This window comes from Sandarakinorhabdus limnophila DSM 17366 (genome assembly GCF_945882885.1).
In the GTDB taxonomy this organism is placed as follows: Bacteria; Pseudomonadota; Alphaproteobacteria; order Sphingomonadales; family Sphingomonadaceae; genus Sandarakinorhabdus; species Sandarakinorhabdus limnophila_A.
This window is the reverse complement of record NZ_CAMCWT010000012.1, coordinates 12620-27804: the sequence shown is the minus strand read 5'-3', so window position 1 is coordinate 27804 and position 15185 is coordinate 12620. Positions and strand designations below refer to the sequence as shown.

Here is a 15185-nt window from a genome sequence, read left to right as displayed (position 1 = left end):
GCGGCGGCGCCTGTGCCTCTATCCCGCCGCTTCGTTGTTTCACTGGAACATGTGATGAGAGCCGAAGCTGAAAACGCCACCCTCCAGATCAAGCAGGCGCTGGACCTGCTGAGGAGGTCTCTTTGACTGGGATCGCGCCCTTCGCCGTCTCGATGAACTGAACGCGCGGGTTGAAGACCCGAAGCTGTGGGACAATCCCAAGGCCGCCCAGGCGCTGATGACCGAGCGTCGTCGGCTGGACGAATCCATCACCGCCACGCGCACTATCGAGCGTGACCTGGCCGATACGCGCGAGTTGATCGAGCTCGCCGAAATGGAAGGGGACGAGGCGCTGGCCGATGATGGCGTTGCGGCTCTGCAGGCGCTGGCAGCGAAGGCGGAGATGGACAAGGTGGCCGCCTTGCTGTCGGGCGAAGCCGACAACAACGACACCTATATCGAAATCAACAGCGGCGCTGGTGGCACCGAAAGCCAGGATTGGGCCTCGATGCTGCTGCGCATGTATCAGCGCTGGGCTGAAAAACACGGCTACAAGGTTGAGTTGATGGACTTCAACTCGGGTGAAACCGCCGGCATCAAGAACGCCACCCTTCTGGTGAAGGGCGCCCAGGCCTATGGCTGGGCCAAGACCGAGAGCGGCGTCCACCGCTTGGTGCGTATCAGCCCATACGACAGCGCGGCGCGGCGGCACACCAGCTTTGCCAGCGTGTGGGTCTATCCGCAGGTGGACGATGAAATCGACATCGACATCAAGGAATCTGATCTCAAGATCGATACCTATCGCGCCTCCGGTGCTGGCGGCCAGCACGTGAACACCACCGATTCCGCCGTGCGCATCACGCACGTGCCCACCGGCGTGATCGTCGCCTGCCAGAATGAGCGAAGCCAGCACAAGAACCGCGCCACCGCGATGAAGATGCTGAAGGCGCGCCTGTATGAACGTGAACTCGCCATCCGCGAGGCCGAAATTGCCAAGACCGAAGCCGGCAAGTCCGATATCGGCTGGGGCCACCAGATCCGTTCCTACGTGCTCCAGCCCTACCAGCTGGTGAAGGACCTGCGCACCGGCGTCACCTCCACCAGCCCCAGTGACGTGCTGGACGGCGACGTTGATCCGTTCATGGCGGCGGCGCTGTCACAGCGGGTGACCGGTGAAGCGGTGGACGTGGAGGATGTGGACTAAAACTGCGCCTGATAGCGTGCCAATCCGGCATTGAGATCAGCGATCAGATCGTCCGCATCTTCCAACCCGATCGAAAGCCGCACGATCGGGCCGGGCAGGGGTGTTTGCGTTGCGGTGCGGATGCGGTCAAGCTCGATCGGCAGCACCAGCGATTCATAGCCGCCCCAGGAAAAACCGATACCGAAATGCTGGAGGCCGTCGATCAACGCCGCGGTGTGCGGCCGGCTGCCCTGTTTCAGCACGATGGCAAACAACCCGGTTGAGCCACTGAAATCACGACAGAATAGCGCGTGATCAGGGTGCGAGGGCAAGGCCGGATGCCACACGCGGTCCACGGCCGGGTGGGTCTCCAGCCAGCGCGCGATCTTCAAGGCCGATTGCTCGTGCCGATCCAGCCGTAATTCCAGCGTGCGCAGACCGCGCAGCACCAGCGCACAATCATCTGCGGAAACGAAGTGGCCGAGCCGGTACGCCGCCGCCTTCAGGCGGGGCCACAGCGCCGGCGTTGCGGTGGCACTGCCCATCATCGCGTCGCTGTGGCCGGCAACATATTTGGTGAGCGCCTGGATGCTGATGTCCACACCCAGCGCCAGCGGTTGCAGGCGCAGCGGCGTTGCCCAGGTGTTGTCGATCAGCGTGGTGATGCCGCGGGCCCGGGCAACCGCTGTAATCGCCGGCACGTCTTGGATTTCGAACGACAGGGATCCAGGCGATTCCAGTAAGATGGCCTTGGTCTGTTCAGATATCACATCAGCAATTTCGCCACTGCAGTGCGGATCAAAATAGCGGGTGGTGATGCCCAGCGGCCCCAGCAGATGATCGGCAAAGGTCCGGCTCGGTTCATAGGCGCTGTCGGTCACCAGCAGCTCGTCACCGGCCTTCAGGCAGCTCAGCAGACTGGTGGTGATCGCCGCCACGCCCGACGGGAACAGCTTGGTGCCCGCTGCGCCCGGCTCCAGCTGGGTGAGCGCATCTTCCATTGCCCAATGGGTCTGGGTGCCACGCCGGCCGTAATAGAGCCCGGCATCCGGGTCCCTCAGTGCCCGATCGAGATCGGCGAGATTTTCGAACAAGATGGTGGATGCCCGCGCGACCGGCGGATTGACCATGTCTACTGCGTGGTCGCGGCCTGCCTGGGTGAGACGAGTCCCCAGTCCAAGTCCCGAAAGATCAGGCCGCGGCGGACGCCTCGCAGTCATGGGGCTGTCACGCGCCCGTTACCACCGGGTTATGCGGATTGGCGCCCCATTCGCTCCAGCTACCATCGTAAACGGCAACGGTGGGCTTGCCCACCAGCGCCGCGCCAAAGGCCACGACCGGCGCGGTGATGCCGGAACCGCAGGTGGCCACCAGCGGCTTGCTCAGATCGATTTCGGCCGCATCAAACAGCGCCTTGATGTCGGCCGGGGCTTTGAAGGTGCCATCCTCGTTGAACAGTGCGGAATAGGGGATGTTCTTCGATCCCGGGATATGGCCGGGGCGTACGCCGGGCCGCGGATCCGGTTCGGCACCGGTAAAGCGGCCGGCACCACGCGCATCGACCACTTGTTCGGCCTTGCTGCGCAGATTGTCGGTCATCTGGGCCATGTCGCGCACCAGCGCCTTGTCGGCCCACACGGTGAAATGGCGGTGGCGAACGATCGGCTTGCCGCTTTCCACCGGGCGGCCTTCAGCCTGCCACTTGGGAAAGCCGCCGTCCAATATCGCCACCTCATGCGCGCCGAACAGGTTGAGCATCCACCACAGCCGCGCCGATGATTTCAGCGGGCTGTTGTCATACACCACAATTCGGCTGCCATCGCCCAGGCCAAGCGCCTGACAACGCGAGGCGAATTTCTCCGCTGGCGGCAGCATGGTGGGAAGGGGATTTGTGGTGTCCGAGACTTCCTCGATATCGAAGAACACCGCGCCGGGGATGTGCGCGGCTTCGAATTCGGCGCGGGCATTGCGGCCCATGGCGGGGAGGAACAGGCTGGCATCGATGATACTCAGATCTGATTTGCCCATCTCTGCGGCAAGCCAGTCAGTCGACACCAGAAGGTTCATGCGGCACTCCCCACGCGTCATTATCTTGACCGTTATGGGGCGTGACATAATTGCGGAGGCAGCGCATGTCACCCCCATAGTCGGCCATGATACGCGCTTTGTTACAGCATGGAGAGATTAAGTGGTGGACGTGTTGCATTTGGGCCAGAGCAGCGCCTTGCCGGCCAGCCCGGGAGCGGCTGTGTTGGACTATCCGCCCAACCCGCGGCCCGGCGCAATCTATCTTGTGCGCTTCACCTGCCCGGAGTTCACTTCGCTGTGTCCCGTGACCGGCGCACCGGATTTCGCGCACATCGTGATCGATTATGTGCCGGATGAAACTATCGTGGAATCAAAGGCTTTGAAGCTTTTCCTCGGTGCCTTTCGCAACCACGCCGGCTTCCACGAGGATGTGACCGTGGGCATTGGCCAGCGCCTGGTGACCGAGATGAAGCCGAAATGGCTGCGCATCGGGGGCTATTGGTATCCGCGCGGCGGCATCCCGATCGACGTGTTCTGGCAATCCGGCCCGGTGCCGGACGGCCTGTGGCTGCCTGATCAGGGCGTGCCCACCTATCGTGGCCGCGGCTGAAATTTCTGAGGGGAAAGACATGATTCGCACGATCATCACCGCACTGCTTCTGGCAGGCGCTGCTCAGGCCCAGACGGCGGATGAACGGCTGAAGGCCGTTTATACTGCCGAATGGCAATGGCGCCTGGCGCAGACCGGCCAGTTGGAGGATGGTCTGGATACCAGGCCCGGCCCGCGTCTGCCCTGTGTGACCCCGGCCTGCCAGGCGGAACGCCAGCGCCAATGGCAGGGTGTGCTTTATCAAATCGCGGCCATTCCCGATTCCGAACTATCCCCTGCGGAGCGCTTGAACAAGGCGGTGCTGGCCGAATCGCTGCGGGCCGAAGTGGTGGGCATCAAGTGGCGCAGCTATGAGATGCCGATTAACAGCGACGTGAATGTGTGGAACTATCTGCCGGCTCAGGTGCCGTTCCGTTCGGTGCAGGAATATCGCAACTATATCAGCCGGATGCGCGACATTCCGCGCTGGTTTGATGAAAATATGGCCAACATGCGCTCGGGCATGAAGCGGGGCTTTACCCCGCCGGCTGTCACCATGAAGGGCCGTGACGCGACGCTGGCCAATCAGATCAAGCCGGGCAAGGACAGCCCGTTCTACGCGGCGTTCACGCTGATGCCGGCCTCGATTCCGGCGTTCGAGCAGGACCAGCTTCGCGCCGAAGCCCGCGAGGTGATCGAGACGATCGTCAATCCGGCACAGACGCGGATGCTGGCCTTCCTGCGCACCGAATATCTGCCCGGCGCCCGCGCAAGCACTGCCGCGCGCGATCTGCCCGACGGCGTCGCCTGGTATCGCGATCAGGTGAAGGAGTTCACCACCACCGATCTGACGCCGGATGCCATCCACCAGATCGGCCTCAAGGAAGTGGCGCGCATCGATGCTGATCTGCGCGCCGCCATGGTACAGTCTGGCTTCAAATGCGAATACAAGGATTTCCTGGTCTTTCTTCGCACCGATCCGCAATTCTATGCCCGCACGCCCGATGAGCTGCTGGGCTTCTCATCCTATGTGATCAAGCGCATGGATGGGAAGTTGAAGGACATTTTCACCACGCTGCCGCGCCACCGCTTCACGCTCCGGCCCGTGGCGGATGCGATTGCGCCCACCTACACCTCTGGTCGCGGCGGGCTCGATGCCTGTTACATGAACACCTATGATCTGAAATCGCGGCCGCTGTTCATGCTCACCGCGCTTACCCTCCACGAATGCGTGCCCGGCCACAGCCACCAGGGCGCCATGGCGCTGGAGGCACCCGCAGCGCCGCCCTTCCGCCGCCAGACCTACTTCTCCGGCTACGGCGAGGGCTGGGGGCTCTACACCGAGTATCTCGGCCGTGAGCTTGGCATGTATCGCAATCCCTATGAGGAATTCGGCCGCGCCAGCTTTGAAAACTGGCGCGCCAGCCGGCTCGTGGTCGATACCGGACTGCACCTGATGGGCTGGAGCCGCGATCAGGCGATTGCCTATCTGGAAGAGCACACGGCGCTGGCCCGCCACGATATCGAGATCGAGGTGGATCGCTACATCAGCTGGCCTGGGCAGGCCCTGGCTTACAAGCTGGGCGAGATGAGCATCCGCAAACTGCGCGCCGAAGCCGAGACGACGCTAGGTGCCGGTTTTGACCTGCGCCGCTTCCACGACACGCTGCTCGGCCTGGGATCGGTGCCGTTGCCAGTGATGGAAGCCGAAATGCGGGCATGGATGGCGCGGGAGAAGGCCAAGGTGATGGTGGCACGTTGAGAGGCCTCAGGGCATCCCCGTCAGCTTGTGGGTCTGCAGGCTCAGCCGCCAGCGTGGGTGGGCGAGGCAGTAAGCGATGGCGGCCTGGATATTCTCGGCTTGGTTCGGCCCATCCATCGGCTGCAGGAAGAAATGCTGGAAATCGAGGGCCTCGAAACGCTCCGGCATCGCCTTGGGCTGCGGATAGACCAGTTTCAGCTCGTTCCCGGCCGTCAGCGCCAGCGGCGCATCGGCCTTGGGCGAGACGCAGATCCAGTCGATGCCGGGCGGCGGCACCTGCGTGCCGTTGGTTTCGATCGCGATCTCGAAACCGCGCGCGTGCAAGGACTCGACCAGCGGCGCATCGAGTTGCAGCAGCGGCTCACCGCCGGTGCAGACAACGAGGCGGTGTTCGGGCGCCCCTCCCCCACAGGCAGCGACCGCAGCGGCCAGCGCCTCTGCACCGGCAAATTTGCCGCCACCCGGCCCATCGGTGCCAACAAAATCCGTGTCGCAGAAGGTGCAGATGGCCTTGGCGCGGTCCTGCTCGCGGCCCGTCCACAGGTTGCAGCCGGCAAAGCGCAGGAACACCGCCCGCCGCCCGGTCTGCGCACCTTCACCCTGCAGGGTGAGGAACAATTCCTTGACCGCGTAACTCATAGCGCCGGATCGGCGATGCCCGCCTCGGCAAAACCCTTGGCGCGCAGGCGGCAAGAATCGCACAGGCCGCACGGGGTGCCGACCGGCGTCGGGTTGTAGCAAGACCAGGTCAGGTGCAGCGGCGCATTCAACGCTTGCGCCGCCGCGATGATGCCAGCCTTGTCCAGCGTCATCAGCGGTGTGTGGACCTTGAAGCCTTCGCCCTCCACCCCGGCCTTGGTGGCGGTGTTGGCCATGGCTTCGAAGGCGGCGATGAATTCCGGGCGGCAATCGGGATAGCCACTGAAATCCAATGCGTTGACCCCAATGAACAGGTCGCGCGCGCCGGCCGCTTCCGCCCAGCCCAGCGCGACGGACAGGAAGATGGTGTTGCGCGCCGGCACATAGGTGACCGGAATGCCGGGTTCGACGCCGCCCTTGGGAACATCGATATCCGCCGTCAGCGCCGATCCGCCAAAGCCGGTGAGATCAAGCGGCAGCACGATATGGCGTTCGGCGCCCAGGGCTTCAGCCACCCGCGCGGCATGCTCCAGCTCGATGCGGTGGCGCTGGTTGTAATCGATGGTCAGCGCCAGGATGCGCCAGCCTTGCGCACGGGCGATGGCGGCAACCGTGGTGGAATCCAGTCCACCCGACAGCAGCACGACCGCAAGCTTGTTCATGCGGAGATCCCGAATACGCGGCTGCAGAACTGACAATCCACGGAAATCGCGCCGGTTTCATCGCGCATGCTGGCGCGTTCGGCTTCCGGGAAGCGCATAAGCACATCCTTGATATGCGCGGCGGAACAGCGGCAGCCCTTCACCGGCTTGGGGCCGGGTACCACGCGCACCTGTTCTTCGTGGAACAGCCGCCACAGCAGTTGCTCGGCAGACAATTCGGCGTCGGTCAATTCCTCGGCCGACGTGGTGGCGGCCAGCGCGGCGACATGTTCCCAATCCGGATGCTGTTCGCCTGCATCCAGCCGTTCGCCGCCGATTTCGGAACGGGCGAGATGCTGCATCAGCAGGCCCCCGGCCAGCCAGCCGGTTGCCGCGCTGCCGGCCATGCCAATGCGCATCAGCGTGGGCAATTGTTCGGATTGGGTGAACCAGCCTTCCAGTGCGCCGGCCAGGCTGTGGCCTTCCAGCGGCACGATACCCTGCCAGCGTTCTTCCCAACTCACCTGGTCAATGGTGATCGCTAGATAGCCTTTGCCGAACAATTCGGGCAGCGACATGGCTTCTGAAACAGGCATTTGATCGTCATACTTGATGTAACCACGCAGCTCGCCGGCGCGCCAGTCACAGGCCAGCAGATCGACCACGCCGCCCTTGGCCGAAGCCTGCACCGTCACCTGGCCATCGTCCTGCCGCATGGTGGCGCCAACCAGTGCGGTCAGTGTCAGCGCTTCGGCCAGCAGCCGGATCAGGGGTTCGGGATAGGCGTGCGCGGCCAATATGGCGTTCAGCGTCGCATCTAACCGCACCACCATGCCGCGGGCGTTGCGGGCAGGCACCATGAAGCTGAGCGTGCGATCGGCAGTGGGAGCAAGTCCTTCAGCCAGCATCACAATTTGCCCAGGCACCAGAGCAGGATGGATTTTTGCACGTGCAGGCGGTTTTCGGCCTCGTCCCACACCGCCGAAGCCGGGCCGTCCATCACGCTGTCGGTCACTTCGTCGTTGCGGTGGGCCGGAAGGCAGTGGAGGAACAGGGCGCCCGGCGCTGCCTTGGCCATCAGCGCATCGTTCACCTGGAAAGGCTTGCACGCCGCCATTTTTTCCTTGGTATCGGCCTGGCCCATCGACACCCAGGTATCGGTGACGACGACATCGGCCTCTTCCACCGCCGCTTCGGCACTGTGCACCAGATCGATGCAGCCGCCGCGCGCGCAGGCGGTGGCCATCACGCCTGAGTCCGGCTCCAGCCCGTGTGGCACGCCCACTTTCAGATCGAACTTCAGCAGTGAGCTGGCTTCGATCAGGGAATTGGTCATGTTGTTGCCATCGCCGACATAGGCCCAGGTCGAACCTGTCACCGGGCGGCCAGCACGCTCTTCAAAGGTCATGATGTCGGCCAGTACCTGGCAGGGGTGCGACAGATCGGTGAGGCCGTTGATCACCGGGATCGTGGCATGTTCGGCGAGTTGTTCCAGCTTTTCATGGTTGTTGGTGCGCAGCATGAGCGCATCGACCATCCGGCTCAGCACGCGGGCGGTATCGGCAACGGTCTCGCCGCGGCCCAGCTGCATCTCGCCAGCGCTCGACACGATCGTGGTTGCGCCCAGTTGGCGGGCCCCCATGTCGAAGGAAAAGCGGGTGCGCGTGCTGGGCTTTTCGAAGATCATGCCCAGCACATGGCCGGCCAGCGGCGCATCGGCATCCACCTGGCCCTTGGGCCAGGTGGAACGCGAGGCCTTGCGGGCATGGGCATCATCCAGGATGGCCCGCAGGCCGGCAGGGGTTGCAGTGGCGAGATCAAGGAAATGCGGCATTTTTCAAATATCCTCCCCGCCCCGGCAAAGGGGAAGGGTGTTGCAACAGCAGGGGCACAAGGCCCTACGGCCAATGGGTCAGGCAGCGGCAGCCGGCTGATAGGAACGCGCAGCGGCCGACAGGCGCTCCACGCATTCGCGGATATGCTTTTCCTCGATAGTGAGCGGCGGCAGCAGGCGCACCACATTGTCCCCGGCGGCGACCATCAACAGGCCGTGGCTGCGGGCGTGGCTGACGAACGCGCGGCTGTCGCTCTTAAGCTTCAGGCCCAGCATCAGCCCTTTGCCGCGGACACTGTCGAACAGATCATCGTGATTGGGGATCAGCTGTTCGAGCGCCTGGGTGAAGCGCGCGCCCATATCCGTCACCTGCGCCAGGAAGGCCGGCTCGGCAACGATGTCCAGCACGGCTTCGCAGGCCGCCATGGCGAGCGGATTGCCGCCATAGGTGCTGCCGTGGGTGCCGATCACCATACCGGCGCCGGCCTTTTCGGTTGCGAGGCAGGCACCGACCGGGAAGCCGCCGCCGATGCCCTTGGCGATCGCCATGATATCGGGCGTGATGCCATACAGCTCATGGGCGAACAATTTGCCGGTGCGGGCAACGCCGCACTGCACTTCGTCCAGAATCAGCAGGAGCCCATGCTTGTCGGCCAAGGCGCGCAGGCCCGTCAGGAACTCCATGCTCGCCGGGCGGATGCCGCCTTCGCCCTGGATCGGCTCCACCATGAAGGCGCCAACACTGTCGTCGATGGCCGCTTCGGCAGCGGCGAGATCATCAAACGGCACCACCTTGAACCAGTCCGGCAGCGGCTCGAAACCCTTGCGCAGCTTTTCCTGATCGGTGGCGGAAATCGCCGCCATGGTGCGGCCATGAAAAGCGTTGGAGAAGGTGATCACCCGGTGCTTTTGCGGATTGCCGGCAGCATAATGATAGGACAGCGCGGTTTTGAGAGCGCATTCAAACGCTTCGGCGCCGCTGTTGGTGAAGAACACCGTATCAGCAAAGGTCAGCTCCACCAGGCGCTGGGCCAGATGCTCCTGCGCCGGCGCCTTGTAGAGGTTGGACGTGTGCATCAGCGTGGCGGCCTGTTTCTGGATGGCCTGCACCAGGTGCGGGTGGCCATGGCCCAGGCAATTGACCGCGATGCCGCTGGCCATGTCCAGCCATTCGCGCCCTTCGGCGTCATACAGATAACAGCCTTCACCTCGCACAGGCGCAACCTCGCACCGGCCATAAACGGGCATGAGCGGGGTGATCGTCATCGTGGTTCGTCCTCGGGCGGCCTCGGGATGCGGAAACCGGCAACGCACAAAGGCGGCCCAAACAAGCCGCCTTTACATTCGCGCTATAGCGACTTGGGCCAGCGCCCTCAACCCCCGACGATTAGGCCGATCCGGATGCTGCGGCCCGGTTGTGGCAGACCCAGTTGCGGCAGGATCACCGCGTTGTTGAGGTTGTCGATGGCCGCGGTCGCACTCACTTGTGCCTTGCCCAGCCGCAGTACCGGCACACGGGCGCGCAGGTTGATTTCGGTGGCGGGCGCCAGCCGGGCCAGCGCGCCATCGGCGGCCAGATCGCGGGCCGGGCCGATGCGGCGCAGTTCGGCGCGCAGATCGAAGGCTTCGCCCAGGCCTGATTTGGGCGCCCAGTCCAGCGCCAGCATTGCTTCCTGCGCCGGGCGTTGCAGCAGGGGCTGGCCGGCGCTGCTGGCATCAAGCGCGGTACCGGTGAGTTCCAGCGTGAGGCCATCGGCCAGCGGCACCTGCATCGCTGCATCAATACCAATGCTGGTGGCCGGCGCCTGGTTGAAGCGCTGACGCAGATTCACCCCATTCGTGCGCACGATGCGCTGGCCGATGCTGCCCTCCACGCGTTGCCAGAACGGATTGAGGGTGAGCGTGAACCGGCCGGCGCGCCAGCCCAGTTCGGCATCCGCGAGCCAGGCCTGTTCAGGCAGCAGCGCCGGATTGGGGAGGAAGCGGCCCAAGGCTTCGCCAAACAATTCGCGTGCGCTGGGGAAACGGTTGCGCCGGCCACCAGAGATGGTGAGCGACACACGGTCGGCCGGTTTCATCGCCAGCGCGGCTGAGAAGGTGGCGGCCTGCCGGGCGGGTTGCGCCGGTTTGTGGCCCGTGCGCGGGTTGGCCGAACGGTCGAGTCCCAGCCCCAGCGTCAGCCGGGTGTTGCCCAGCGGCATATCCGCTTCCACCCCGCCTGAGGCCAGCGACTGGCGGTAGAGCAGGGCGGCGGGCCTGGTGCCGGGCGGAAACGCCACATCGGTCTGATGGTGATCACTCAGGTGGCCCGACAGGCTCCAGCGCAGCGTGGCAGGGCCGAGCTTGTAGCTTAGCGTGAAGCGGCCGCCCACCGTGTCGTCTTCGTCGATCTCGCGGCCGCCCAAGGCGGCGTAGCTGGCGTCGCGATACGACTCGATTTCCTGCCCGAACCATTGCCACCAACCGACGGCACGGGCAGTGGCTGCACCGATCGGCAGTTCCAACGCGATCTGCGCTTGGGTCAGGTTCCAGTCCGCATAGCGCCAGAATCGAGCGCTGCCCGGATTGCGATCCGATTCAGGCGCGATGCCGCGGCGCGCGTCGATATTCAGTACACTTGCCCGCCATTCCAGCGCGCCGGCCGTGCCACCCAGTCCGGCAAACAGGCTGGTGGCGGCCAGATCGGTGTTGAGACGCCGGTCACTGGCGGGCTGGTTGAAGGGCAGGGCGCCCAAGCGCGCCACGGGCAGCGCCGCTTGCGCCTGATGGGCGGCAGCCAGCGTGAGCGACAGCCCGCCCAGCGGCACCACGCCGGCTGCCGAAAGATTCTTCAGCGCATGGGGGCCAGCCTGTGCCACCGCAACGCCGCCTTCCTGCCGTGTGGTCAGGTCCACCACGCCGGCCACAGCATTGGCGCCATACTCGATGGCGCCGGCGCCCTTGCGCACAGAAAGCCCGCCGAGCAGCCCGGCCGGGATCAGCCCGATATCCACCCGGCCATCCCATGGCACGGCCAGCGGTGCGCCATCCAGAAACACCAGCGTCTGGCGTTCATCGCTGCCGCGCACCCGCGCCACCGTTTCGCCGCGCGAGTTGGTGCGCACCGAAACGCCGGGCAAGCCGCGCAGCGCGTCGGCGACACTGCGCGGCTGCCGGTCGAGCAAAGCTTCGTCGGTCAGGCCCACCACGGGCGTTGTCACCCGCCCCCGCCCGGCCGGTGCTGTAACGGTGATCAGGGCTTCTTCAGGCAGACGTGGATCAGTCGTCTGCGCTGCTGCCGGTGTTGCCAGCAGCAGCGCAGCAAGAGCAGGCCTCACCGCTTCTTGCGCGGGAAGGCCAGGTTGCGGAAGTCACCGAAGTAACGCCCGCCCACCAGGCCGCGCCCCAGCGCGGTCATCTGGCCGCCGGTCGGCACCATATCCACCTTCACGGCAGCCAGGCTGATCGGCGCAATGCCGGCCTGCTCAAGCTGGCTGTTCAGTGCCGCCGCCTTGGTTGCCTTCAGGGCCGCAAAGGCGTCTTCCACTTCCTTCAGTTCCTTCTCCAGCGCATCAACCCGCGCCACCGCATAGGCCGGCGGACGGCCTTCGGTGCTGATGATCTGGCCATAGGCCATGTCCATGTTCTCGCGCAGCCGCTCCTCACCGGTGATGGCACCGCCTTCCGTGGTGGCGACGACCAGCTTGCGCAGGTCAGCAGCCTTCAGCGCCAGTTCCTGCGCGGCCTTCTTCGCTGCCGGCGTTGCCTTGGCATCATTGGCGGCGGCGTTGGCATCGCGGGCGAGCCCGACCAGGCCAAAGGTCAGGCCTGTCATGCGCTGGAACAATGCTTTCACCCGTTCGGCGCTGGCAAATTGTGCCTTGCGGTCGTCGGCCGTGAAGCTGGCCCGTGGATCGATGGCAAGCGTGAGCGGCACTTCCGTCACCTCGCCGGCCTTGGTCAGCCGCACCTTGTACTGGCCGGGCAGCACGCGCTGGCCCACAACGGAGTTGCCAGCAAGGCTGGCCGCTGGTGGCACAAACGGCGGCTTAGTGCGCATCGACCAGACCACGCGGTTGAGACCCTTGCGCTTGGATGTGGGCAGTTCCTCGACCAGCTGGCCATCGGGGCCGATGATTTCCATCTTCATGCGGCCGATAACGTGGCGGGCCTTCTGGTAGTAGGTGATCACCGCGCCATCAGCAGGATTGTCCCCCACGAAATTGGCATCGCCTTCCGACCAGCCACCATTGCCCTGGATGCGTTGTTCCACCGGCGCCGAGGCCACCAGCGTGACGTTGGAGGCCACCACCGTGGGCGTCAGGTTGCGCAGTGGCGACACGTCGTCGATCACCCAGATGCCGCGGCCATGTGTGGCCAGCACCAGATCATCGCCCTTCTTCGATTGCACGATGTCGCGCACGGCGACGGCTGGGAAGTTGCCGGGGCGGAACTCTTCCCAGTTCGCACCGCCATTGCGGCTGATGAACATGCCGAACTCAGTGCCGGCATAGAGGATCTTCGCGTCGACCCGGTCTTCCTTGATGACGTGGGCGTAGCCGCGGATGCCGGCCGTCGTCGGGCCAGCGATGCGGGCGAAGCTCTTGCCGCCATCCCGGGTAATGAAGATGTGCGGGGCCATGTCGCCGAACACGTGCCGGTCCACCGCCACGTAGGCGGTATTGGCGTCATGCTGGCTGGCTTCCACCCAGCTCACCCAATTGTCCGCGCCCAGCTTCAGCGCCTTGTTGACATTGGTCCAGGTGCCGCCGCCGTTGGTGGTCACCTGCACATTGCCATCGTCGGTGCCAACCCAGATGGTGCCGGCGGCCTTCGGGCTTTCGCTGATCGAATAGATGGTGGTGTGCATTTCTGCCGACGAGTTGTCGACCGTGATACCACCGGATTTTTCCTGCTGCTGCTTGGCCGGATTATTGGTGCTCAGGTCGGGCGAAATGCGCTCCCACGTGTTGCCATGGTCGCGGGTGCGGTGGAGATACTGGCTGCCGAGATACAGCACGCTCTTGTCCTGCGGGCTCAGCGCCATCGGCGTATTCCAGTTGAAGCGCAGCTTTTCCTTGTAGCCGGCCTTGGGCTGGATCGCCTTCTGTTCCAGCGTCTTGCGGTTGATCCAGGCGATGTTGCCGCCCTGATATTCGGCATAGACATGATCGGGGCTGGCCGGATCGGGCAGCACCCAGAACCCATCGCCGCCATAAAGATTTTCCCAGCGGTGATTGGTGATGCCGCCCGGATATTCGCTGTCACCCACCCAGCTGCTGTTGTCCTGCAGGCCGCCATAGACCTGATACGGGTCCTTGTCGTCGATGGCGACGTGGTAGAACTGGCTGATCGGCAGGTTGCGCGAATGCCACCATTTGCTGCCGCCATCATAGCTGATCCACATGCCACCGTCGTCGGCGCCAATCAGATGCTTGGGATTCTTCGGGTTCACCCACACATCGTGCCAATCGGCATGGCTGCCGCCGGCAGTGTCGGAGAAGCTCTTGCCGGCATTGTCCGACACGATCACGCGCAGGTTCATCTTGAACACGCGATCGGCGTTGGTGGGATCAACCACCAGCTTCTGGAAATAGAAGGGCCGCCAGACCATGTTGCGGCTGCTGTCGCGCGCTTCCCAGCTCTTGCCGCCGTCTTCCGACACATAAAGCGCGGTCTTGGCATGTTCGATCACGGCATAGACGCGGTTTGGCATGGACGGGGCGTGCACCACCTCGATGCGGCCCCACGGGCCCTTGGGCAGGCCCTTGCTCGTGCTCGCATCCAGCATGTTCCATGTCTTGCCGCCATCCTCGCTGATCGCCATGGCGCTGCCCGACGGTGCATCCGGTCCTTCGCCGCCGGAACGGAACGTCCAGCCCTTGCGGCGGAAATCCCACAGGCCGGCGATAAGGCGTTCCGGGTTGGAAGGATCAAGGCTGATGCCCGAACAGCCGGTGGAAAGGTTGGGGCCCTTCAGGATCTGCGTCCAGGTCTTGCCGCCGTCGCTGGTCTTGTAGAGGCCGCGGTCCGGGCTGTCGCTCCATAACGCGCCGGGCGCGCAGGCATAGACGATATTGCCGTTGGTGGGGTGCACCACGATCTTGGTGATGCGCTCCACGCTGGGCAGGCCCATCAGCGTCCAGTTGTCGCCGCCGTCGGTGGACTTGTAGATGCCGTTACCCACCGAAACGCTGTTGCGCGTCCAGCTTTCGCCGGTGCCCACCCACACAGTCTGCTTGTTGGTGGGATCCAGTGCGACGGCACCGATCGATTGCACCGGCTGCTTGTCGAACTTGGGCGTGAAGCTGGTGCCGCCGTCGTCGGATTTCCACAAGCCGCCAGAAGCCGCGCCCACGAAGATGGTGACCTTGCCATCATCTTCCACGCGCGCCGCCAGCGCCGCGATGCGGCCCGACATGGCGGCCGAACCGATGTTGCGAATGCCGAGGCCGGAAATACCGGCACTGGCGGGAACGGCGCTGTCAGCAGCAGCGGCGGGTGCGGCGATTGTGAGGGCCGTTGCGGCCAGCAATATGGTGCGGATCATG

Annotated in this window: 12 protein-coding genes; 3 read left to right on the top strand and 9 right to left on the bottom strand. The window is 64.4% G+C overall.

Annotated elements, in window-relative coordinates; all coding sequences use genetic code 11:
* The first annotated feature begins 54 nt into the window (after positions 1 to 54).
* A protein-coding gene (gene prfB, locus Q7O19_RS04200; protein ID WP_156874392.1) for a peptide chain release factor 2 occupies positions 55 to 1183 on the top strand; the annotation gives its coding sequence in 2 pieces (ribosomal slippage) (positions 55 to 123 and positions 125 to 1183; 1128 coding nt in all).
* Here the strand turns inward: prfB and metC are convergent.
* Positions 1180 to 2382, bottom strand: a complete 1203-nt coding sequence (gene metC / locus Q7O19_RS04195; protein WP_303808852.1) for a cystathionine beta-lyase — start codon at positions 2380 to 2382, stop codon at positions 1180 to 1182. The genes prfB and metC overlap by 4 nt on opposite strands.
* A 7-nt stretch (positions 2383 to 2389) precedes the next feature.
* Entirely contained in the window at positions 2390 to 3229 is an 840-nt protein-coding gene (sseA, locus tag Q7O19_RS04190) for a 3-mercaptopyruvate sulfurtransferase (protein WP_303808850.1), read from the bottom strand.
* A gap of 124 nt (positions 3230 to 3353) precedes the next feature.
* Here sseA and queF point away from each other — a divergent pair, with 124 nt between their 5' ends.
* Both queF and Q7O19_RS04180 read left to right on the top strand, forming a co-directional pair.
* Positions 3354 to 3800 (top strand): preQ(1) synthase, encoded by a 447-nt coding sequence (gene queF / locus Q7O19_RS04185; protein ID WP_303808888.1) that lies wholly within the window; start codon positions 3354 to 3356, stop codon positions 3798 to 3800.
* Between the two features lie 19 nt (positions 3801 to 3819).
* Positions 3820 to 5541: a DUF885 family protein gene (locus Q7O19_RS04180; protein ID WP_303808848.1), complete on the top strand. Its 1722-nt coding sequence runs from the start codon at positions 3820 to 3822 to the stop codon at positions 5539 to 5541.
* 6 nt (positions 5542 to 5547) lie between these two features.
* On the opposite strand, the gene queE is transcribed toward Q7O19_RS04180, so the two are convergent.
* The 7 genes from queE to Q7O19_RS04145 all read right to left on the bottom strand — a co-directional run bounded on the left by queE (position 5548) and on the right by Q7O19_RS04145 (position 15184).
* Entirely contained in the window at positions 5548 to 6180 is a 633-nt protein-coding gene (gene queE, locus Q7O19_RS04175) for a 7-carboxy-7-deazaguanine synthase (protein WP_303808846.1), read from the bottom strand.
* Positions 6177 to 6842 (bottom strand): 7-cyano-7-deazaguanine synthase QueC, encoded by a 666-nt coding sequence (queC, locus tag Q7O19_RS04170; protein ID WP_303808845.1) that lies wholly within the window; start codon positions 6840 to 6842, stop codon positions 6177 to 6179. Before queC ends, queE begins: the two co-directional genes overlap by 4 nt.
* Positions 6839 to 7729, bottom strand: a complete 891-nt coding sequence (locus Q7O19_RS04165; protein WP_303808844.1) for an Hsp33 family molecular chaperone HslO — start codon at positions 7727 to 7729, stop codon at positions 6839 to 6841. Before Q7O19_RS04165 ends, queC begins: the two co-directional genes overlap by 4 nt.
* Positions 7729 to 8655 (bottom strand): ornithine carbamoyltransferase, encoded by a 927-nt coding sequence (gene argF, locus Q7O19_RS04160; RefSeq protein ID WP_303808843.1) that lies wholly within the window; start codon positions 8653 to 8655, stop codon positions 7729 to 7731. The genes Q7O19_RS04165 and argF overlap by 1 nt, the downstream gene beginning before the upstream one ends.
* 78 nt (positions 8656 to 8733) lie before the next feature.
* Entirely contained in the window at positions 8734 to 9921 is a 1188-nt protein-coding gene (locus tag Q7O19_RS04155) for an aspartate aminotransferase family protein (RefSeq protein ID WP_303808841.1), read from the bottom strand.
* Positions 9922 to 10028: 107 nt separating this feature from the next.
* Entirely contained in the window at positions 10029 to 11972 is a 1944-nt protein-coding gene (locus Q7O19_RS04150) for a TonB-dependent siderophore receptor (RefSeq protein ID WP_303808840.1), read from the bottom strand.
* Positions 11969 to 15184, bottom strand: a complete 3216-nt coding sequence (locus Q7O19_RS04145) for a sialidase (RefSeq protein WP_303808838.1) — start codon at positions 15182 to 15184, stop codon at positions 11969 to 11971. The genes Q7O19_RS04150 and Q7O19_RS04145 overlap by 4 nt, the downstream gene beginning before the upstream one ends.
* Between the last annotated feature and the right edge of the window lies 1 nt (position 15185).

Excerpts from the sequence above, each read along its gene's own strand:
- queC (WP_303808845.1), bottom strand. The coding sequence starts at position 6,842 with ATGAACAAGCTTGCGGTCGTGCTGCTGTCGGGTGGACTGGATTCCACC.
- sseA (WP_303808850.1), bottom strand. The coding sequence starts at position 3,229 with ATGAACCTTCTGGTGTCGACTGACTGGCTTGCCGCAGAGATGGGCAAA.
- Q7O19_RS04155 (WP_303808841.1), bottom strand. The coding sequence starts at position 9,921 with ATGACGATCACCCCGCTCATGCCCGTTTATGGCCGGTGCGAGGTTGCG.
- Q7O19_RS04145 (WP_303808838.1), bottom strand. The coding sequence starts at position 15,184 with ATGATCCGCACCATATTGCTGGCCGCAACGGCCCTCACAATCGCCGCA.
- queE (WP_303808846.1), bottom strand. The coding sequence starts at position 6,180 with ATGAGTTACGCGGTCAAGGAATTGTTCCTCACCCTGCAGGGTGAAGGT.
- argF (WP_303808843.1), bottom strand. The coding sequence starts at position 8,655 with ATGCCGCATTTCCTTGATCTCGCCACTGCAACCCCTGCCGGCCTGCGG.
- Q7O19_RS04180 (WP_303808848.1), top strand. The coding sequence starts at position 3,820 with ATGATTCGCACGATCATCACCGCACTGCTTCTGGCAGGCGCTGCTCAG.
- metC (WP_303808852.1), bottom strand. The coding sequence starts at position 2,382 with ATGACTGCGAGGCGTCCGCCGCGGCCTGATCTTTCGGGACTTGGACTG.
- Q7O19_RS04165 (WP_303808844.1), bottom strand. The coding sequence starts at position 7,729 with ATGCTGGCTGAAGGACTTGCTCCCACTGCCGATCGCACGCTCAGCTTC.